The sequence below is a fragment of the Pseudoclavibacter sp. VKM Ac-2888 genome, from assembly GCF_015351285.1.
Classification (GTDB): Bacteria; Actinomycetota; Actinomycetes; order Actinomycetales; family Microbacteriaceae; genus Pseudoclavibacter.
In genome coordinates this window covers 3,036,750-3,056,442 of the sequence record NZ_JADKSM010000001.1, presented here as the reverse complement: position 1 = coordinate 3,056,442, position 19,693 = coordinate 3,036,750, and the positions used below count along the sequence as shown (strand labels likewise).

Below are 19,693 nucleotides of genomic sequence, written 5' to 3'. Positions count from 1 at the left end.
GCGTACGGAGGCTGTGTTCGGCGCCGCGGCGGGCCGGCTCTGGCCGCGGCTCGTCGCGGACGGCGCCGCGGAATGCGCAGTGAGCGTTGCGGTGCGCTGTGCAGGAAGTGACACGCCGATCACAGAATGTCGGTGGTTCGAGAGACGATGCAGGTATGCAGAACGAACCGATCGAAGATGAGGCTCCGCGGGCCGCGGCGCCTGGTCGCGCGGCTCGGCTTCGTGAGATGCGCCGGCGCCTCGCGGCCGGGCTCGGTGTCGAGCAGGGCGTCGTCGACGACGCCTGCCAGCGCGCCGAAGATCGCACGCTCGGCGCGCGCCGAGCGTTGCTTGTGCTCGCCCTCGCCGACAACCAGCGGCACCTGAATCGGCTCCACGGTGAGCAGGCAGAGCTGCACGCACGGGCGCTCGAGATGGGGCTCCGGGGCGACGAGCTGGCCGGCACCTCGAGTCCCGCCCTGGAGGTGCGGTCGCTCGCGTCCGAGATCGCGGCAGTGTCGGGCAGGTCGCAGCGGTCGGTGCAGATCGAATTCGGTCGAGCGGATGCGATCGCCAATCGTTTCGAGCCCGTTCAGGAGACGATGAAGGCTGGGGCCATCAGCCGCGCGCATGCGCTGGTGATCGTCGACGCGGGTCTTCGCATCACGCATCCCGACCCTGCTGAGCTCGAGCGTCGCCGAGAGCACTTTGCGCGCGTGGTGCTCGAGAAGGCCGTCTCGACGACCCCCGGTCGAATCAAGTCCTTCGCGGAGCGGGTCGCCGAGGAGTTGACGGAGGAGTCGCTCGACGAGCGCTTCGAGAGAGCCCGCCGAACCCGACGGGTGATGCTCTCGCAGCTCGAGGACGGCCTCGGCGAGCTGTCGGTCATCGACTCCTACGCGAAGCTCGTGGCGATCTTCGACCGGACGACAAGGCAGGCGCTCGTCATCAGCGACGGCGAGCGACGGGCCGCAAAGGAACGCGCCGACGCGCACCCGACCGGCAACGACGCCGACGGTCAAGACGAGGCGCGAGCCAACGGAGACCCCCAAGGTCCTGCCAACGGCCACGCCGATGGTTGCGATAGTGAGCCAGCCAGTGCGCTGGACGCCGGGAGCAGAGGCGACGATCCGCATTTTGAGCCCCGTTCGCTGGACGAGGTGCGCGCGGATGTGCTCTCCGACAGCTTCCTTCGCACGACGCCGGAGGAGTTGCGGGGCAGGGCTCCGATCAAGGCAAAGATCTCGATCGTCATTCCGGCTGAGACGCTGCTCGCACCCACCGGGTACAGAGTCGGTAGAGACGCCGCAGCCAGCACGGACGGCGCAGCCAGCACGGACGGCGCAGACGGCACAGCCGGCACCGACGGCACAGCCGGCGCAGCCCGGACAGGCAGCCCAGGCAGCCCCGACCGCACAGACCGCGGAGATGCTGCACGCCGGGGGAACCCCGGTCCTGGCCTTCTGAACGGCTACACCCCTGTTCCGACTGCGGAGGTGCGGCGCCTCATCGACGCGGCGCCCGAGTTCGAGCGCATCTTCACGGATCCCCTCAAGGGCACGCTGGTCGAGGTCGATACGTACCGGCCGACGAGTGCGATGCGCCGCCGAATCGCTGTCCGCGATGGTCGCTGCCGTTTCGTGGGATGCATGATGCCGGCGAGCCGCTGCGATATCGACCACACGAAGGCCTGGGAGGAGGGCGGCCCGACGAGTCTTGCGAACCTCGGCCACCTCTGTGGAGGCCACCACACGGGCAAGCACCACGGTGATTGGGAGGTACGACAGCTGCCCGATGGCGTCTACGAGTGGCGATCTCCTAGCGGTTTCGTCTTCCGCGACGCCCCAGTGCTGTTCGGCCGGCTCACCGCACTTTCGAACCCTGACCGCGGCGAGCAGTCGAGCGCCACCCAACCCAGTACCGACAGCGGCGGCCAAGTCGCCCTCCCGTCGACTGCTCCGGGCCTCGGCGACTCACGCAGCTCTGGCCGCGCCGACGACACCGCCGCTGCTCAGCGCGCGGTCGGTGGCGGCGACCTTGAGGAGGTTGGTGGTGGTGGCGGCGACCTTGAGGACGCGGGCGACGCAGCACAAGTGGGCGACGTCAGCGACGTTCGCGACCCGATCCACGCTCGCCACCAGCACTGCCCAGGGGAACACGAGTGCGAGCGCGAAGACAGGGACGAGGACAGGCACGAGGACGAGGACAAGGACAGGCACGAGGACGAGGACGACCTGCGGTCGCGGTTCCCGAAGCTTGGCTTCCTCGAGGAGTTCAGGAGGGAGCGCGCGGCGAAGAAGGCGGCCATCGAGTCGGGGTCGTCGCGTCGGGATCAACCTGAATTTCATCCAACCGGGCAACGGGGCGACGAGGGAGGTGGCGACCAGATGCACGCCGAGAGCTCTCGGGGAGAACGTTCGGATTCGTCGGACGATCCGCCGCCCTTCTGAGCCCGGCTGGCTCGCCTGAGACCCGACGCTCCCTCGTGACCGAGCCAGGCGCCCATCCCATCTGTTGTCCCTGAGCGCCCCTCGGATTCCCACCTGGCTCGCATGGAGGAGCTTTGGAGCTCGTCGTACATTGAGGGAGAAACGAGCGCGATGACACCCGCGGCTTCTCCAACGTCCGCAAGATCGAGCAGGCCGACGACGTTGACCAAGGAGACGGCTGAGTCAATTCACTGAGCTGAGTCAATTCACTGAGCTCAGTCAACTCACTGGGCTGAGCCAACTCGACGGCTTCAGCGAATTCAGGGCGACCACACCTGCGATCAAAGGAGACGCCATGGCCGGTCAGATCATCATCGACCTCTTCACGACCCTGGATGGGGTGCAGCAGGCACCGGGCGGGCCGGAGGAGGATCCGGCGGGTGGGTTCAGGTTCGGGGGTTGGCAGGCGCCGCTCATGGACGAGGCGGAGGGCGAGCAGGTCGAGAGTGGTGTGCGGACCATGGATGCGCTGCTGCTGGGCCGCAAGACGTACGACATCTTCGCGGCGTACTGGCCGCGCTACGCGGATGGCCCGTCCGATGGCATCGCCGCGGTCTTCAACAGGATCCCGAAGTACGTGGCGTCCCGCGGCACCCCCGACTTGCCCTGGGCGGAATCGCATCGTGTGGGCGCCGATCTTGCGGCGGAGGTGTCCGCCCTCCGGGACCGCCACAACAGCATCCACGTGATCGGGAGCGTCGACTTCGCCCAGACGCTGGTGCGGGAGGGGCTCTTCGACGTGCTGAACCTGTGGGTGTATCCGGTGGTCCTGGGCGCAGGAAAGCGACTCTTCCCGGACGATGGACCACCGCTCGGGCTGAGCCTCCTCGAACCGCCCGTCGCATCGGGGCGCGGATGCGTGCTGCTCAAGTACGGCCCGGGCAGCCCCGTTGAGACGGCCGACATGGACGAGGCACTGCGCGAGCGCTGAAGCCCACGCCCGTAGCCACAACCACAACCACGACCACGCCATCGACAGCTGCCTCACGCGACGCCGCGACCCCGCAACGCCGACGTTTTCAACGTCAGCGTGCGGGGTAGCAGCTCGGTGCGTGAACCTGTCCCGCTAGTGCGCGGGGTGCTTGCGTTCCAGCGCGGCGCCTTCGACATCAACGTTGGGCATGATCTTGTCGAGCCACTTCGGCAGCCACCAGGCTGACTTCCCGAGGAGGTGCATGAGCGACGGCATGATGAGCATGCGCACGATGAACGCGTCGAGGAGCACGCCGAACGCGAGCCCGAACCCGATGGACCGGATCATGGTCGATTCGGCGAACACGAACCCGCCGAACACGGACACCATGATGAGCGCCGCGGCGACCACGACGGCTCGGCCGGCCCGGAAGCCCTGCACGACAGCGACCCGTGCCTCCGCCCCGTGCACGTACGCCTCACGCATCCCGGAGGCGAGGAACAGCTGGTAGTCCATGGCGAGTCCGAAGAGGATGCCGACGAGGATGACCGGCAGGAAGCTCAGGATCGGGCCTGTCGCGTGCAAGCCGATGAGGTCCGCGAACCACCCCCACTGGAAGACCGCGACCACGGCCCCGTAGGTCGCGAACAGCGACAGGATGAACCCGCCCGTCGCGATGAGCGGCACGAGGATCGACCGGAACACGAGAATCATGATGAGCAGCGACAGGCCCACGACGAGCGCGATGTAGAGGGGCAGCACCGAGTTGAGTCCCTCGGAGATGTCGATGTTGATGGCCGCCTGCCCGGCGACGCCGAGCGTGATGCCGTCTTCGATCTCGGGCAGAGCGCGGAGCTCGCCGACGAGCTGCTCGGTGGAGACGCTGTTCGGCCCCTCCGCCGGGATCACCTGGAACGCCGTGAGGCTTTTGTTGTCCGAGACGCCGATCGGGGCGACCGCGGTGACGTCGTCGAGCGAGGCGAGCTTCTCGCCGACGAGCACCTGCTTGTCGAGCACACCCGCATCGTCGAGCCCCTCGGGAAGCGTGGCCGTGACCAGCAGCGGACCGGTCGCGCCGGCCCCGAACTGCTCCTCGGTGATCGTGAACGCCTGGTACGACGCCGACTCCTCAGGCTCCGACGAACCGTCGGGCAGGCCGACCCGCATCGAAAGCGCGGGAATCGCGACCGTCAGCAGCACCGCAACCCCGGCGAGCACCGTCACGATGGCCCGCCACGTCGGCATGGCCTTCAACGGTTGGGCGTGAGCTGCCCGCACCTGACCCGTCACGACGCCGACACCGCCGGTCGCCGCCCCTTCCGGGCCGGTGCCGTGCAGCTTGCGGATGTGCGCCCGCCTGCGCTTGTTCAGCACCCGCATCCCGAGCTTTCCCAGCAGCGCCGGCGTGAGGGTGACGGCGATGAGCACCGCGATCAGGACGCACACCGCGCCAGCCGTGCCCATGAGGCCGAGGAAGGGGATGCCCGTCACGTTCAAGGCGAGGAGGGCCACGATGACCGTCGCACCGGCGAACACGACCGCGTTGCCGGCGGTGCCGTTCGCGAGCCCGATCGACTCGCGCACGTCCATGCCCTGCATGAGCTGCTTGCGGTGCCGGTTCACGATGAACAGCGAGTAGTCGATGCCGACCGCGAGCCCCAGCATGATGCCCAGGACAGGGGTGACCGACGCCATCTGCACGACGCCGGAGAACGCGAGCACGCTGACGACGCCGATCGCGACGCCCACGAGCGCCGTCAGGATCGGCAGGGATGCGGCGAGCGCCGACCCGAGCAGCACGAGCAGCACGATGGCCGCGAACACGAGGCCGATCGCCTCGCCGATGCCGAAGATCTGCGGGACGCTCTGCGCGATATCCGTCGAGAACGCCACGTTCACCCCGTCGACGGGGTGCGCTTCGAAGTACTCGATGACGCCCTGCTTCGCGTCCTCGCTCAACTCGAGGCGAGGCTCCGTGAACGAGACGTTGACGATCGCCGTCGAGCCATCCTCCGAGACGAGGCTGATGCCATCCGAGAGATCGACGAGCTTCGCGCCGTTCTCCAGCTGCTGCAGCTGCGTGTCGATCTCAGCCTGCGACGCATCCAGAGTGGCCTGCTGATCGACGATCGCCTGCACCTGCGTGTCGAGCTGCGCCTGCTGAGCCTCGAGCGCCTCGAGCTGCGCCGCCGGGTTCCCGGCCGCCTCGAGCTGCTGCTTCGCCGCATCCAGTTGCGCCTGCGCCGCGTCGAGCTGCGCCTTGCCGCCGTCGAGCTGCGCCTGGCCCGCGTCGAGCTGCGCCTGCCCGTCGGCGATCTGCGTGCGGCCGCTCTCGACCTGCGCCGCCTGGCCCTCCAGCTCGGCCGTCGCCGAGAACGGGTCGATGACATCGGCCACGTCGGTGAGGTCGCCACGGTCGGCGATCACGGAGCTGATGTCAGCCCGCTGCGCCTCCGTCAGCGCCGACCCGTCCTCCGTGGAGTACACGACGGTGCCGGATGCGCCTGCGAACGCCGGCAGCTGCTCCTCGAGTTCCGAGATGACCTCACCCGAGGCCGTGCCAGGCACGTCGAAGCTCGACGAGAGCCCCTTGAAGCCGATGAGGAACCCGCCGACGGCGAGCCCCAGGATCACCAGCCACGCCCCCACGACAACCCAAACTCGGCGGGTCGCGAAGGTCCCCAGGCGGTACAGCAGTTCGGCCATCAGCATCCTCTCGACGCGCAGGATCATGCGCGCACGCTCGTTGCGGCGCCCGAACCGACCCGACTGCTCGAGGGGCGCCGCCCTAGATCATACGCAACGTCTCGTCTACTCAGTTTGTGAATATGATGGCCGTCATGTCAGAGCGAGACGCCGGTGTCGAGGAACGCGCGACCACCGGCCACAAGCAGGGCCCGGTGCGCAGCGAGGCCGCCCGCGTCGCGGTCCTCGAAGCCACGTCGAAGCTCTTCGCCGAACGCGGCTACGAGCGCCTCACCATGGAGGGAGTCGCCTCGGAGGCCGGCGTCTCGAAGCAGACCATCTACCGCTGGTGGCCCTCCAAGGGAGCCCTCGTCTCCGACTGCCTCCTCCAGGGGCAGCTCTTCCCCAACCGCTTCACCGTGCCCAACACGGGCGAGCTTCGGGACGACCTCACCGCCTGGCTCGGCGCAGTCCTCGCGCTCCTCGGCCAACCACAGGGCGAGCTGCTCGTGCGCTCGCTCATCGCCGCATCCGTCGAGAACGAGGACATCGGCAGGCGACTCCACGAGAGTCTCGGCGCCAGCCGATCCCTCACGGAACGCTTCCAGATCGCCATCGCGCACGGCCAGCTGGCACCGGATGCGCGCCTCGAGGAGATCGGCGAAGCCATCATCGGCGCGCTCCTGCTCCGAGCCCTGAGCAGGACCGAGTCGAGCGAGGCCAGCATCCAGCGACTCCTGGACGCCGTGCTCGGACCCGCCCAGCCGACGGGGCGCACCGGGGCCTGACGCTCGCGTAGTCCCAACCCGAGACCCAGACCCAGACCCAGGCACCGGCGCCGGAACGCGGGTCAACGCGTCGGCTGGCCAGTCTCGCGCTCGTCGCGCACCTCGCGCAGCTCGGCGTCGCGGAACGCTTCCACCTGCGCCCGGAAGTGCTCGGTCTTGGCTTCCGCGATGTCCCGCGGGCGGTTGTCCGCGCTCGCGAAGAACTCGTTCCACCGCGAGCGCAGCACCTGCAGCACGAGGCGCGGGGTGACGTGCACTCGACGGTTGCGGGCATCCTCGTCGGCGAGCTGCACGAGTTCGCCGGCGGCCGCCGCTGCGGCGGCCTCGGCGTCGACGACGGAACCGGCGTCACCCTCACCGGCGGGCGCAGCCGTCCCGCTTCGCCCCGCTCCGTCGGCTCCGCGGGTGTCGAAGGGGTCCCTGGCATGGTCGACGCAGAGCTCCGCGACACCCTTCGCGTGGTCGTACATGACGGAGTGCGCGGCACCCTCGATCTCCCACGTGGAGGCGTGAGGCAGGAGGCCTTCCATGTCGCGCAGCCACTGGCGCGGCACGAGCGAGTCGTGCTCGCCCCGGATGAGCAGCGTGTGGGCCTGGATGCGCGGCAGGACGTCCTCGATCCGGTAGCGCATCATCCGCGGCAGCACGGCGGAGAACCAGCGGAACCCGCACAGCAGGTACGCGCCCGTGGCGAGCATCGCCACACGGAACGGCTCGCGCGCGGACGACTCGAGGAAGCGGAACGCGAGCTTGGGGAGCGACCGCTCGCGCGGGTTCGTGACGGGCCCGATGAGCACGACCGTGCTCAGCTCGGGCCGCTGCGAGGCCAGCTCGGACACCACCTGCGTTCCCATCGAGTGGCCGACGAGCACGGGGTCCTCGAGTCCGAGCTCGTCGATGACGGTGCCGACCACGGCCGCGTACCGCTGGATGCTCATGGGCCGCTTCGGGTACGGGACGCCCGCGAACCCCGGCAGGTCGAGGGCGTGGACTGGCCCGAACTCGCCGAGGCCGGGAGCGAGGTTCTCGTAGTAGTTCGAGGCGACGCCGATGCCCGCGATGAGCACGAAGGCGCGGTCGCCGTCGGCGCCGATCGTCGAGACGCGCGCGCGGACCTCGCCGTGGCGGATGTACCGGACATCGACGCGCTTCCGCATGTGATCGCGGGCGGAGGTCGCTGCAGAGTCGTGGGCCACGGAATCCACTGTAACCAGGGCACCGTGACCCGATCGTCAGGGCGACGGGGGCGAGCTGTCGCCGAGGTTCGAGCTATTCCCCGAGGAAGCGCGCCGTCGGCCGACCGGCCGTCGGCTCGAGCAGCACCACCTGCCCGTTCAGGATGCGCGGGCACGTCGCCCCGGTGACAGCTTCGATCCCTGCCCGGAGGAAGACGCCGTGGCTCACGACAACCGCAGTGCCGGGAGCCCCGAGCAGGGCAGTGAGGGCCTCGCCCGCCCGTTCCGCGAGCTGCGCCGCCGTCTCCGAACCGGGGTAGTCCCCGCCCGGCCAGCGCTCGGCGGCCTCAGCCACCCGCATCCCCTCAGCCCGACCGAAGTCGCGCTCGAGCAGTCCGGGCTCGACCGCGGGTTCGGGAACGCCGAGGTGCGAGCCGACGATCGCCGCCGTCTGCGCCGCGCGCGTCAGCGGAGACGTGATCACGCTCCCCCACCGCGCCCGCGCCAGGAGCCGACCGGCGGCGTGCGCCTGCAGTTCGCCATGCGCGTCGAGCGCGATATCGCTGCGCCCCTGCAGCCGACGCTCCAGGTTCCAGGCGGTGCGGCCATGCCGCACGAGTGCGAGCGTCACGCTGAGGTCCGCGCGAACGTGCCGGCGAGCGTGCCGTCGGCGGAAGTTCGAGCATCCGAGCGAGCGTCCGTGCTGGCGCCGGGGTCGGCGGCAGCAGGCTCCGGGGCTACGCCGTAGACGCGGGCCCGCGCGATACGCACGACGACCAGGTCGCCGACCCTGGGGCGAACTCCGCGCGTCCGCGCACGCAGCCGCAGGCCGGCCCAGTCGAGCACGAGGTCGCTGCCTTCCGTGGTGAAGAGCGCCGACCTGACCGTCGCGAGGGCAGCATCGTCTCGGCCGGCCTCGGCCCCCTGGACCTCGACCTGCACCTCTACCTCGACATCGCTCGGGAGGATGGCCGCCTGCACCGCACTCTCACTGCCCCGCTCCCCGAAGTCGAGCCGAGCCTGCTCCACGCGCAGCGGGTGTGCATCCGCAGCGAACCCGGCCGCACCAGAGACCATCGCGCCGTCGACGATCGTCGCGTCGGAGAGGAACTTCGCGATGAACGGCGAGGCGGGCCGCGTGACGAGCTCCTCCGGCGTGCCGAGCTGCTGGATGCGCCCACCGTCGAGCACGGCCACCCGGTCGGCGAGGGCGAGGGCCTCGGAGCGGTCGTGGGTGACGTGCACCACCGTCAGGCCGAGCTCACGCGTGAGGGTGTGCAGCTCGAGCCGGAGACTGTCCCGCAGCGGCTCGTCCAGCGCGGACAGCGCCTCGTCGAGCAGCAGCACCCGCGGTCGCGCCACGAGTGCGCGCGCGATCGCCACACGCTGCCGCTGCCCGCCGGAGAGCGTCGCCGGGTTGCGCTTCGCGAACCCCGTGAGCCCCACCATGTCGAGCACCTCGTCGACGCGGCGGATGCGCTCCGCCTTCTCGACTCGCGCGCGGCGCAGCGGATAGTCGACGTTGCGTCCGACGTTCCAGTGCGGCCACACGGCGTGCTGCTGGAACACCATGCCGAGCTCGCGGGCCTCCGGCGGCACCGTCGCCCCGGACCCCGCAACCACCCGATCGCCGATGCTCACCTGCCCCGTGGTGGGCGCCTGGAACCCCGCGATCGTGCGCAGGAGCGTTGTCTTGCCCGACCCCGAGGGCCCGACGAGCGCGAGGAACTCGCCGTCACGCAGCGCGAGGTCGATGTCGTCGAGGCCGACGGTGCCGCTCGGGAAGCGGACGGAGACTGAGTCGAGGGTGACGGATGCCACGGGGTGCCCTTCTGGGAGATCGAACGGGACGGGAGAGCGGCTGGCGCTGGGAGCGCAGCCGGCACGGACTGGAGCGAGGGATGAGCGAGGCAGGGGTCAGCGAGTCAGGCGCGATCGAGGCAGGAGTCAGCGAGACCGAGCGGTGCTACTTCGGCGCCCGCGTGGCGATGCCGATGACGGCGACTCCGAGGAGCGCCACGATGAGCGACAGCGCGGCCGCCGTGTTGAATGCCCCGGCCTGCTGCAGGTTGAAGATCGCGACGCCGAGGGTCTGCGACCCCGGTGAGAGGAGCAGCACGGAGAGCGTCAGCTCGCGCACCGCGGTCACGGCGACGAGCACTGCCCCGGAGATCGCGGCGGGCGCCGCCATGCGGCTCGAGATGTCGAAGAGGGCGCGCATCCGCCCGGCTCCGCCGATCCTCGCGGCCTCCTCGGCACTCGCCGGGGTGCTCGCGAGCGGCGCCGCCACGGCCTGCACGACCAGCGCCGTGAACGACGTGATGTAGGCGCACAGGATGAGCCACGGCGTGTTGAACAGGCCGATGTGCGGCGCGAGCACGAGCCACGCGACGGCGATGACGATGCCGGGAACCGCCTGCGGCAGCATGGCGAGCGCCCGAAGCGGGCCGCTGCCGCGCATCCGCGTTCGAGTGGCGAGCACCGCGATGCCGAGGCCGAGGAGCCCGCAGATGAGGCCCGCGATCACCGCCAGCATCACCGAGTTCGTGGCCCCCTTGACCGCGTTGGCCGAGGTCACGGCCTTCACGACGTTGTCGAGAGTCAGGTTCTCCGGGGTGAAGGCGAGGCCGGGCGCTCGGAGCAGCGACTGCTGCAGCAGGGCGAGCAGCGGCAGCACCGTGACGGTGAGCACAAGCACCCACGTCACCACGGAAGTGGGGACGCGCCCCCGCCCGAGCGGCAGGAGCTGCGGCGCCGACGACGACGAGTCGAGCTCCCAGCGACTCCTGCCGATGACGAAGTCGACGACAAGCGCCGCGAGGGCGAGCACCAGCAGGACGACCCCGATGGTCGCGACGACCGCGAGCGGCTCATCCACGGTGCCCGACTGCAGGTAGCGGTAGACGAGCGTCGCGAGGGTCGTGTACTGCTCGGGGAGGCCGATGATGGAGGGGATCCCGAAGTCGGCGAGGTTGCCGACGGCGATGAGCACGAACGACGACAGCAGTGCGGGCCGCAGGAGCGGCACCGTGATCGTGAAGACGCTGCGTGCCGGGCTGGCCCCGGCGATGCGCGCCGCCTGCTCGAGGTCGGACGGCACCCGGCGCAGGGCAGCCGAGACGATGAGCATCGCGATCGGGTAGCTGTGCACCGTGAGGAGCAGGATGACTCCGTCAGCGCCGTAGATCGACCAGAGCGGGCCGCCGAACGCCTGCGTCCACCACAGGTTCACGGGGCTCGTCGGGCCCGCGATACCGAGCCACGCGATCGCGCCCACGAACGGCGGCACGAGCAGCGGCGTGAGCGCGAGGAGACGCAGGCCGCGACGGCCGGCGAGGTCGGTGCGATCGAGCAGCACCGCGAGCGCCGTGCCGACCGCGACGGCACCGAGCGCGGATGCGCCCGCCGAGACGAGGCTGTTCGTCGCGGCCTCGACGACGTCGGCCTGCCAGAGGACGTGCAGCTGGGACCCGCCGGCCGCGAGCACGAGGATCGCGCCGATGGGCACGAGGACAACCGCGGCGACGGCGACCCAGAGCGCCAGCGACAGCCCGTGCACCCCGTCGAGCGTGGCCCGGCCCGAGCTGCGGGGCGCCGCGGAGGCGGTGCCGCTGCTGACAGCGGCACCGCTCCCGGGTGTTGTTGCGAGTGTGCTCATGAGAGGGACAGCGTGCTCGCTACAGGAACAGCGTGCGGAACTTCTCGACCGCGGCGTCCTGGCTGGCGCGGATGGTCTCGAGCTCCGGGGAGAGGATCGTGATCTCATCCATCGCCGGGGCACCCTCCGGGGTTCCGACGTCGGCGCGCACCGGCAGGTACGACTGGCTGACGGCGAGCTCCTGGCCCTCCGCGCTCACGAGGAAGTCGACGAACGCCTTCGAGGCGGCCTCCTCCTCGGTGTTCGCGAAGATGCCGACGGGCTGCGACACGTACGGCACGCCCTCCGTCGGGTAGGAGACGGCGATGGGCGAGCCCTGGGCGGCGAGCTCGCGGGCCAGGTAGTCGACGACGATCCCGACGGGCTGCGCGCCCGTCGCGATGGCCTGGGAGACGGGGCCGTTGCTGTCGGCGATCACGGGCTCGTTCGCGGCGAGGTCCGTCAGCCACTGCTCGCCGAGCGCCGGCTCGTCGAGCCACACGGCGGCGTTGTACGCGGCCGCGCCCGACACGTCGGGGTTCGGCATGACGAGCTTGTTCGCGTACTCGGCGTCGGTGAGCTCAGCCCACGACGTCGGCGGCTCGGTGACGAGGCCCGTGTTGTAGGCGATGACGGTCGGGATGATGCGCGTGCCCGTGTAGTAGCCCTCGGGGTCGACGACGTCCTGGTTGAGCGACTCGACGTCGGTCGGCGAGTACTGCAGCAGCAGCTCGTCGGCGGCGTAGTCCTCGAAGGTGCCCGCGTCGGCGGCGAGGAACACGTCCGCCTGCACGCCACCCGAGGCCTGCTCGGTCGCGACACGCGTCGTGAGGTCGCCCGTGCCGGCACGGAACACCTCCACCGTGACCTCCGGGTGGATCTCGGCGAACGCCGCGACGAGCGCATCCGCCTTCTCCTGCGGCTCGGACGTGTAGAGGGTGATGGTGGCGGCTTCGAGCGCGGATGCCGCCGAGGGGCTGGCGTCGCCGCTCGCCGCGGTGCTCGGGGAGCTCGCGCAGCCGGCGAGGAGGACGCCGGCGAGGCCGAAGGCCGCGAGCGCGGCTGGGGTGCGGAGGGAGTTCATGATGACCTAACTGTTCGAGGGGAGAGCGGGTCTGCGGGGGAAGGGCTAAGGGTGAAGAGCGGGGAGGGATGCTCGACGGTGACGCTGGAGGCGCTGACGCCGTCCGGCGTGAGGTGCACGAGCGAGAACATCGAGCGGTCGAAGCCGCTGACCGTGCCGGGTTCTGCGTCCATCACCTGGTGGTAGGCGAGCGCAGGCCCGACAGAGACGTGCACGCCCCGCATCGTGGCGGCGAGCGGATGGTGGAAGTGGCCGGACAGGATCATCCGGACGTCGGTGCCCTCGACGATGTCGAGGAAGTCTGCTGCGTCGCCGAGACCGGCGCGGGCGAGCATCGGCAGCGGGGACCCGAGCGGCGGGTGGTGCATGACGACGATCGAGCCGGAGCCGAACGGCTGCGCGAGCTCCGCGTCGAGCCACGCGAGCTGCTCCGAGCCCAGGCGCCCGGGAGACGAGTCGAGCAGCACGAAGCGCCACTCGCCGACGTGCACGGCCCGCGGCACGGCAGTTCTGGGCAGGGTGTCGTCGGGCAGGGCATGCCCGGGCAGGATGCGCGCCGCGTCCCGGTCGTCGTGGTTGCCGAGCACCGTGAGCACTGGCACGCCCCACGCCGCTTCGAGCTCGAGGAGCGCCTCGCGAAGCGCCGGGTAGGCGCCCTCGTTGCGCCGTTCGATGAGGTCGCCGCTGATCACGATGACCTCCGGGGTGACGCCTGCCGCTTGCGCGTAGTCGCTGGCCGCGTGCATCCGTCGAATGCCGTCGACCGCCCCATAGAGGGGTGCGCCGACCGTGGCGTGGACGTCGCTCAGGTGGAGCACCGTGGTGCGGTTCGGTGCCGCGCCGGTCGCCTCGGCACCTGCGCCTGCGTTCGTCGCGGTGCCTGCGTTCACGTCGGTGTTCGCGTTCGCCGCAGTGCTCGCGTGCACGTCAGCGCTCACGACCGAACCGAGGCTGCCTGGGCGGCCTTGCTGCGCAGGGCGAGCACCTGCTCGTCGATGAGTCCGTGGCGGCGCAGGTACGCTTCGGCGCCACCGAGCTCGCGGATGATGGTGAGCGCATGCTCGAGGGCTTCCGGCGGGCTGTCGAGGTGCAGGCGGAGGATCTCGTCCCGCTGGGCTGCGGGATAGGCGGCGGCGACGGCGAGCGCGTACGGCTCGCGCACGGAGCGAACCTCGACACCGGAGAGCACGTAGTCGGCCACCACGTCGGCCTCGCTCGCACCGCCCACGAGCTGGGCCAGGGCGACGACGAGCCCGGTGCGGTCCTTGCCGGCAGTGCAGTGGACGAGCACACCGCGTTCCGCGTTGGCGAGCACCGCGACGGCCTCGGCGAGCGCACCTCCCCGCCCCCGGAGGAGCGTCTCGTAGATGTCCTCGAGGCGACCCGCAACGGGGGGCTCGCTGCCGTACAGCGGCACTTGGCGCACCGGGACACCGTGCGCGCGCTCGCCGGACTCGGCGCGCTCGCGGAGGTCGAGGATGAGCGAGACGCCCAGCGCACGCAGCGCGGCCTCGCCGTCGGCGGCGAGCGCGTCCGGTGATCCGGCGCGAACGATCCAGGGTGACGTCGTGCTGGCTGCGCGGGCGTTGAACAGCCCGTCGATCTCGATTGCCCTCACGAGCACCTCCCGTTGCGTGGAATCCGGCCCGTTACATTGATTCCGCAGGGCCTGGAACGTTGTTACATCGGGAGTGTGACGAGCGAGAGTGAACGCGCGGTGACGAGCGTCGAGCGCGCGGATGAACTCCGGGAGACGAGTGCGCGCAAGGGACTGAGGGGCGGAGGATGACCAGCCAGATCGCCGCGCGTGCAGGTGCTGGACTGCGGAAGCGTGAGAGAACGGTCAGGTTGCGCGCGGTTCGGTGCGGTGCGGTGCGGGACGGCGCGATGCGGGCGCGGCGCGATGCGGGCGCGGCGCGATGCGGGCGCGGCGCGATGCGGGCGCGGCGCGGCGTGGCGTGGTTCCACAGCTTCAGGCGGCGCGGCGTGGGCTGCTCCCCGCCTAGGTCCATGTCCGCGTCCCCGCTTCCGTCTGCGTCTACGTCCACGTCCACAACCAATGGGATGTGCGGGCTTTTCGCAACCGTGATGGGTTTTTACCCATCACCGGTCACCGAAACCCCGCACGCACCTCCGCAGAACCCATCACGGTGGCGAAAACCCCGCACGAAGCGACTCCACGCATCCGCTCCACCCCTCGGGACCCAGCCGCCATGACCCAGCCGGCGCGACCCGGCGCGGCGCAGCCTGATCCCCGTCCCGTCCCGCTCTCCGGCACGTCCCCGCCTGCGTCCTCGTCCCCGCCACCCGGGCCGTGCGGGCTTTTCGCATCCGTGATGGGTTTTTACCCATCACCAGTCACCGAAACCCCGCACGCGCCTCCGCAGAACCCATCACGGTTGTGAAAACCCCGCACGAAGCGACTCCACGCATCGACTCCACCCCTTGGGCCCCAGCCGGCACGACCCGGCCGCCACGACCCAGCCGGCACGACGCGGCGCGGGAGACGGCGACGCGAACGGGCTGGCATGCGCTGGGATTGCGGGTGCGAGCGCACTTCGGAGGTCAGTCCTCGCGGGCCAACCCTCGCAGGTCACTCGTCGCAGACCAGTCTCCGGAGATCAGTCCCAGGAGGCCAGTCCCAGGAGGCCAGTCGTCGCAGATCAGGCCTCACAGGCCAGGCCTCGGAGGCCACACCTCGGAGGTCAGTCTTCCGAGAGCGCGTCGGCCACGACGTGCCGCATGCCGACGACCTCGTCGCCGCCGATGAGCTCCGACAGGGCGGAATGGAACGCGTGGAGCACGATCGTGTGGCCGAGCCGCGCGAGGAACGGATCGATGTCGTGGGCGGTGCCCGCGGGTCCGGTCGTCACGACCACGTCGGCGACCCGTCCGAGCGGCGAGCGCGCGTAGCTCGTGACCAGCACCACGGTGGCGCCCTGCGCACTCGCAGCCTCGGCTGCCCGCAGCGACTGCACGTTCGCACCGGAGTAGCTGAGGGCGAGGCACACGTCGCCGCTCGAGAGCGAGCGCACCGCGAACTGCTGCGCGAGCGCATCCACAGGAGCCTCGACGGAGTGACCGAGCGTGCTCAGGCGCATCGCGAAGTCCTGCAGCGGGGGCCCCGAGAAGCCGCTGCCGACGAGCACGACGCGGCGGGCGCCCCGGAGCGCCGCGACAGCCGCGACGATGCGCTCAGGGTCGACGCTCTCCTGCGCGAGCCGGACCGCGTCGATCGCATCGTCGAACGTGCTCGCCTCTCGCACGGTCCCCTGCTCCCGCGGGGCGAGCGGCGCCGATCGGGCGAGGTCGAGGCGGAGGTGCTGGAAGCCGCGGAACCCGAGGCTCTGGCAGGCGCGGATGACCGTGGCCGTCGACGTGCCCGCGGCGTCCGCGAGCTCCGCAGTCGACCACTCCACGATCTCATCCGGCCTGGCGAGCACCATCTGCGCGACCTTGCGCTCACTCGGGCCGAGGGCGGCGGATGCGGCGCGCACGCGAGCGAGCACGCTCAGCTCCGGGCGGGTCACGCCCCGCAGCCGCTCTGGATCATGCACTGGCCCTGACATGAGACGGAGGGTACACGTCCGCGTGAAACACTGACCAGCATGCGTGCAATCACGGTTCCTACCCCCGGCGGGCCAGACGCCCTCGTCCTCTCCGACGTCGACGAGCCGACCCCCGGGCCGTTCGACGTCATCATCGACGTGGCAGCTGCCGGCGTGAATCGCGCCGACGTCGCGCAGCGCGAAGGCAGGTACCCCTCCCCCGATGGTGCCCCGGCCTGGCCAGGTCTCGAGGTGAGTGGAACCGTCGTCGAGATCGGAGCATCCGTGACCGCCTGGAAGGTCGGAGACTACGTCGTCGCGCTCCTCCCCGGCGGCGGCTACGCCGACCGGGTCGCGGTCGACGAGGGCCTCGTGCTCCCCAAGCCGCGGCGAGTCGACCTCGTCGAAGCCGCCGGGCTCCCGGAAGCCGTCGCGACCGTCTGGTCGAACCTCTTCATGAGCGCTGGCCTCGAAGCTGGCGAGACGCTCCTCGTGCACGGCGGCACGAGCGGGGTCGGCACGATCGCCATCCAGCTCGCGACCGCCCTCGGAGTGACCGTCTACGCCACCGCCGGCACGCCAGAGAAGGTCGCCATGACGGAGCAGCTCGGCGCGACCCGAGGCATCAACTACCGCGACGAGGACTTCGTCGACGTCATCGCGCAAGCCACGGGAGGCCGCGGCGTCGACGTCGTGCTCGACATGATCGGCGGCGACTACCTCGCCCGCGACGTCAACGCGCTCGCCACCGGCGGCCGGATCATGGTCATCGCGGCGCAGGGCGGCAACGAAGCGACCATCAACGTCGGCCGCCTCATGCAGAAGCGCGGCCGCATCTGGGGCACGACCCTGCGCGCCCGCCCCCTGGAAGAGCGGCGTGCGGTCATCGCCCAGGTGCGCGAGCACGTGTGGCCGCTCGTCGAGGCCGGCAAGGTGCGCCCCCTCCTCGACACCGTCGAGACCCTCGACTTCACGCATCGAGCACACCAGCGCATGGAGTCCGGCGAGCACATCGGCAAAATCCTCCTCGCCGTGCGCTGACCGGCGTGCAGGACCCGAGGCTGATCCGCCCGTGCGCGCCACCCGACCCTCATCCACCGATGCGGAGCGGCAGACGCGCACTGGCCGACGCGTGCCGACCGACGCTCATCCACCGGTGCGCGTCGGCTGACCTCAGAGCAGCTGCGCGTCGATGCCCTTCCGACGGAGCCCCTCGATGACCTCGTCGTCGACCCCGAGCAGGGTCATCGACGTGAGGTTCGGGAAGTGGCGCGTGTCGGTGAAGTCGGCGATATCGAAGGTGGAGTCGTCGCCGCCCCACTGCGGGGCGATCTCCAGGTAGATGTCGTTCCCGCCATCCTGGAAGAGCTCCTCGACGCTCGGCGCATATTCACTGGGCACGGGCAGCGAGCGGAAGTACTCGAGCACCTCGGGGATCGGCTCGGTGATCTCCTGCGAGAGGTCGATCTCGCGGTCGACGTGCTCTTCGAGAAAATCCGCGAGCACGAACTGCGGGGTCAGCAGCTCCTGCTCGTACATCAGCTCCTGGATGACGGCGAGCTTGAAGTTGAAGTCGGCGAAGTCGATCGCCTCGCTGGGCAGGTCGCCGGCGGGCTGGGTCTTGGTGGAATCGCTCATGCGGGCAATGCTGGCGGAAGCAGTTGAGCGTCCGCCGAGATGCCCAGGGCCGACTTGTGGTCGCTCAGGCCATCGCTTGACGACCACAACTCACTTCTCGACTCGGCGAGCGGGGCGTGAGGCGACTCGGCGAGCGGGGCGTGAGGCGACTCGGCGAGCGGGGCGTGGAGGGGGAGGCACGCGGGCACCGGGCCTGGCCGCTTTCGCGTTGTTGCGCAGGCTATGCGGGAGAGACCCGGCAGCACGTTCCGGAAGGCTCGCGAGGAGCATAGAGTCCACGGCATCGACATCGATTCCGGGGGGGTCCCATGTGCCGAGTTGCAGGCGGAAGCCGCACATCCGAAGCCGACTACGACCACATCGTGGAGGCCGACTCTCTGCCGAGGCCGAGGTCCGGAGACACGTGGACGCGTGAGCGCGGGTACGCGGTGAAGGTGGCCGGCGACGACTGGCTGTTCTTCGCGAACCTCGCGGCCGCGTACACGTTCGGCCGCGCGGGCCACATGTCGGCGCGGTCCACGAGCTGGTCCGTGCGGGAAGCGGTCGACGAGATCAAGTTCGACGAGCAGACGGGACGCGAGGTGCGCACCCTGCATCTGCTCTTCGGGGCGGACCACGCGAATCGCAGCGCAGCGAGCGACCGCGAGCTGCTCACCAGCTTCGTCGCGAGTGTCAGCGAAAGCCCAGCGTCACCGCTCTTCTCGTAGACGAACCTGCTCAGAGACGACCCTGCTCAGAGACGAACCTGCTCGGAGGAGTCCACGCTCGGCGGCCCCGTCTCGGAGATATCCCGACTCGGACATTTCCCTCGCAGGCGGCTCGTCACAGGGCAACCATCGCCGAACGCCGCAATCCAGCGCAGAACGATCGTCCTCCTGCGAGAATGCGGACATGCCTGAAGCGAAGCGTCGCATCTCCGTTGTCCTGTTCGAGGGGTTCGAGCTCCTCGACGTGTTCGGCCCGGTGGAGCTGTTCCGGCTCGACCCGTCGCTCTTCGACGTCGAGCTGATCGCACCGCACGCTGGGCCGGTGCGCAGCTCGCAGGGACCCGAGGTCATCGCGACCAGCGGCTTCGCCGACGCCACGCGGCCCGACATCGTGCTCGTCCCCGGTGGGCAGGGCACGCGAGCCCTCGCCGTCGACGCCGGGTTCCTCGGCTGGCTCGCTGAGTGGGCGGCCGATGCGCGCCTCGTGACGTCCGTCTGCACCGGTTCCGCGCTGCTCGCGGCGGCCGGTCTGCTCGACGGGTTCCGGGCCACCTCCAACAAGCGGGCGTTCGCCTGGGCGGCGTCGCACGGCACCTCGGTCGACTGGATCCCGCAGGCGCGTTGGGTCGAGGACGGAAACCGGTGGACATCCTCCGGGGTGGCCGCGGGGATGGACATGACCGCCGCCATCATCGCCTCGATCCACGGCGCTGACGTCGCGGCGAGGGTCAGCGACGCCGCCGAACTCGACGTGCACACGGACGCGAGCTGGGACCCGTTCGCCGAGAAGAACGGACTCGCCTGATGGCCCTCGAGCTGCGCCCGAACTGCGAATGCTGCGACATCGACCTGCCCCCGCACGCTGAGGCCTACATCTGCACCTTCGAGTGCACGTGGTGCGGCGACTGCGCGGCCACGTTCGAGGGTCGGGCGTGCCCGAACTGCGGCGGCAACCTCGAGCGTCGCCCCGTGCGCCCGGCCTCGAAGCTCGCCGCGAACCCGCCGAGCACCGTTCGGGTGCACGGCGGGTAGCGACGCGGCTCCCGGCGC

The 19,693-nt window shown here is 70.4% G+C and carries 18 protein-coding genes; 7 read left to right on the top strand and 11 right to left on the bottom strand.

Annotated features, from left to right (window positions below; all coding sequences use genetic code 11):
• Window positions 1-119 precede the first annotated feature (119 nt).
• Window positions 120-650: a hypothetical protein gene (locus tag ITJ61_RS14420; RefSeq protein WP_194686522.1), complete on the bottom strand. Its 531-nt coding sequence runs from the start codon at window positions 648-650 to the stop codon at window positions 120-122.
• A gap of 237 nt (window positions 651-887) precedes the next feature.
• Between ITJ61_RS14420 and ITJ61_RS14415 the strand changes: the two genes are divergently transcribed.
• Window positions 888-2,429: an HNH endonuclease signature motif containing protein gene (locus ITJ61_RS14415; RefSeq protein ID WP_194686521.1), complete on the top strand. Its 1,542-nt coding sequence runs from the start codon at window positions 888-890 to the stop codon at window positions 2,427-2,429.
• Between the two features lie 334 nt (window positions 2,430-2,763).
• The gene (locus ITJ61_RS14410) at window positions 2,764-3,399 is read left to right on the top strand and encodes a dihydrofolate reductase family protein (RefSeq protein ID WP_194686520.1); all 636 of its coding nucleotides are present in this window, start codon (window positions 2,764-2,766) and stop codon (window positions 3,397-3,399) included.
• A gap of 135 nt (window positions 3,400-3,534) precedes the next feature.
• On the opposite strand, the gene ITJ61_RS14405 is transcribed toward ITJ61_RS14410, so the two are convergent.
• Window positions 3,535-6,087, bottom strand: coding sequence for an MMPL family transporter (locus ITJ61_RS14405; protein ID WP_194686519.1), 2,553 nt, complete (start codon window positions 6,085-6,087; stop codon window positions 3,535-3,537).
• Between the two features lie 134 nt (window positions 6,088-6,221).
• Between ITJ61_RS14405 and ITJ61_RS14400 the strand changes: the two genes are divergently transcribed.
• Complete coding sequence (locus ITJ61_RS14400) at window positions 6,222-6,854, top strand: TetR/AcrR family transcriptional regulator (protein WP_104244553.1); 633 nt, start codon at window positions 6,222-6,224, stop codon at window positions 6,852-6,854.
• A 62-nt stretch (window positions 6,855-6,916) separates the two neighbouring features.
• Here ITJ61_RS14400 and ITJ61_RS14395 read toward each other — a convergent pair whose 3' ends face one another.
• The 8 genes from ITJ61_RS14395 to ITJ61_RS14360 all read right to left on the bottom strand — a co-directional run bounded on the left by ITJ61_RS14395 (window position 6,917) and on the right by ITJ61_RS14360 (window position 16,319).
• The gene (locus ITJ61_RS14395; RefSeq protein WP_323744371.1) at window positions 6,917-8,050 is read right to left on the bottom strand and encodes an alpha/beta fold hydrolase; all 1,134 of its coding nucleotides are present in this window, start codon (window positions 8,048-8,050) and stop codon (window positions 6,917-6,919) included.
• A 73-nt stretch (window positions 8,051-8,123) separates the two neighbouring features.
• Window positions 8,124-8,660, bottom strand: a complete 537-nt coding sequence (locus tag ITJ61_RS14390; protein ID WP_194686518.1) for a histidine phosphatase family protein — start codon at window positions 8,658-8,660, stop codon at window positions 8,124-8,126.
• The gene (locus ITJ61_RS20370; protein ID WP_194686517.1) at window positions 8,657-9,850 is read right to left on the bottom strand and encodes an ABC transporter ATP-binding protein; all 1,194 of its coding nucleotides are present in this window, start codon (window positions 9,848-9,850) and stop codon (window positions 8,657-8,659) included. Before ITJ61_RS20370 ends, ITJ61_RS14390 begins: the two co-directional genes overlap by 4 nt.
• Before the next feature lie 145 nt (window positions 9,851-9,995).
• Window positions 9,996-11,687, bottom strand: coding sequence for an ABC transporter permease (locus tag ITJ61_RS14380; protein WP_194686516.1), 1,692 nt, complete (start codon window positions 11,685-11,687; stop codon window positions 9,996-9,998).
• Between the two features lie 19 nt (window positions 11,688-11,706).
• A complete protein-coding gene (locus ITJ61_RS14375; RefSeq protein ID WP_194686515.1) occupies window positions 11,707-12,750 on the bottom strand; it encodes an ABC transporter substrate-binding protein in 1,044 nt (347 codons plus the stop codon).
• Complete coding sequence (locus ITJ61_RS14370) at window positions 12,747-13,688, bottom strand: metallophosphoesterase family protein (protein WP_323744370.1); 942 nt, start codon at window positions 13,686-13,688, stop codon at window positions 12,747-12,749. Before ITJ61_RS14370 ends, ITJ61_RS14375 begins: the two co-directional genes overlap by 4 nt.
• Window positions 13,685-14,368, bottom strand: coding sequence for a tyrosine-protein phosphatase (locus tag ITJ61_RS14365; RefSeq protein ID WP_323744369.1), 684 nt, complete (start codon window positions 14,366-14,368; stop codon window positions 13,685-13,687). Before ITJ61_RS14365 ends, ITJ61_RS14370 begins: the two co-directional genes overlap by 4 nt.
• 1,087 nt (window positions 14,369-15,455) lie before the next feature.
• Entirely contained in the window at window positions 15,456-16,319 is an 864-nt protein-coding gene (locus ITJ61_RS14360; protein ID WP_104307705.1) for a MurR/RpiR family transcriptional regulator, read from the bottom strand.
• A gap of 39 nt (window positions 16,320-16,358) precedes the next feature.
• On the opposite strand from ITJ61_RS14360, the gene ITJ61_RS14355 reads away from it, so the two are divergent.
• The gene (locus ITJ61_RS14355; protein WP_194686514.1) at window positions 16,359-17,339 is read left to right on the top strand and encodes an NAD(P)H-quinone oxidoreductase; all 981 of its coding nucleotides are present in this window, start codon (window positions 16,359-16,361) and stop codon (window positions 17,337-17,339) included.
• Between the two features lie 132 nt (window positions 17,340-17,471).
• Here ITJ61_RS14355 and ITJ61_RS14350 read toward each other — a convergent pair whose 3' ends face one another.
• On the bottom strand, window positions 17,472-17,936 hold the full coding sequence (locus ITJ61_RS14350; protein ID WP_194686513.1) for a DUF6892 domain-containing protein: 465 nt from the start codon (window positions 17,934-17,936) through the stop codon (window positions 17,472-17,474).
• Window positions 17,937-18,244: 308 nt separating this feature from the next.
• On the opposite strand from ITJ61_RS14350, the gene ITJ61_RS14345 reads away from it, so the two are divergent.
• From ITJ61_RS14345 to ITJ61_RS14335, 3 genes are all read left to right on the top strand, one after another.
• A complete protein-coding gene (locus ITJ61_RS14345; RefSeq protein ID WP_104244506.1) occupies window positions 18,245-18,643 on the top strand; it encodes a hypothetical protein in 399 nt (132 codons plus the stop codon).
• Between the two features lie 184 nt (window positions 18,644-18,827).
• Entirely contained in the window at window positions 18,828-19,448 is a 621-nt protein-coding gene (locus tag ITJ61_RS14340; RefSeq protein WP_194686512.1) for a DJ-1/PfpI family protein, read from the top strand.
• Window positions 19,448-19,675: a DUF1272 domain-containing protein gene (locus ITJ61_RS14335; protein WP_194686511.1), complete on the top strand. Its 228-nt coding sequence runs from the start codon at window positions 19,448-19,450 to the stop codon at window positions 19,673-19,675. Before ITJ61_RS14340 ends, ITJ61_RS14335 begins: the two co-directional genes overlap by 1 nt.
• Window positions 19,676-19,693: the final 18 nt, after the last annotated feature.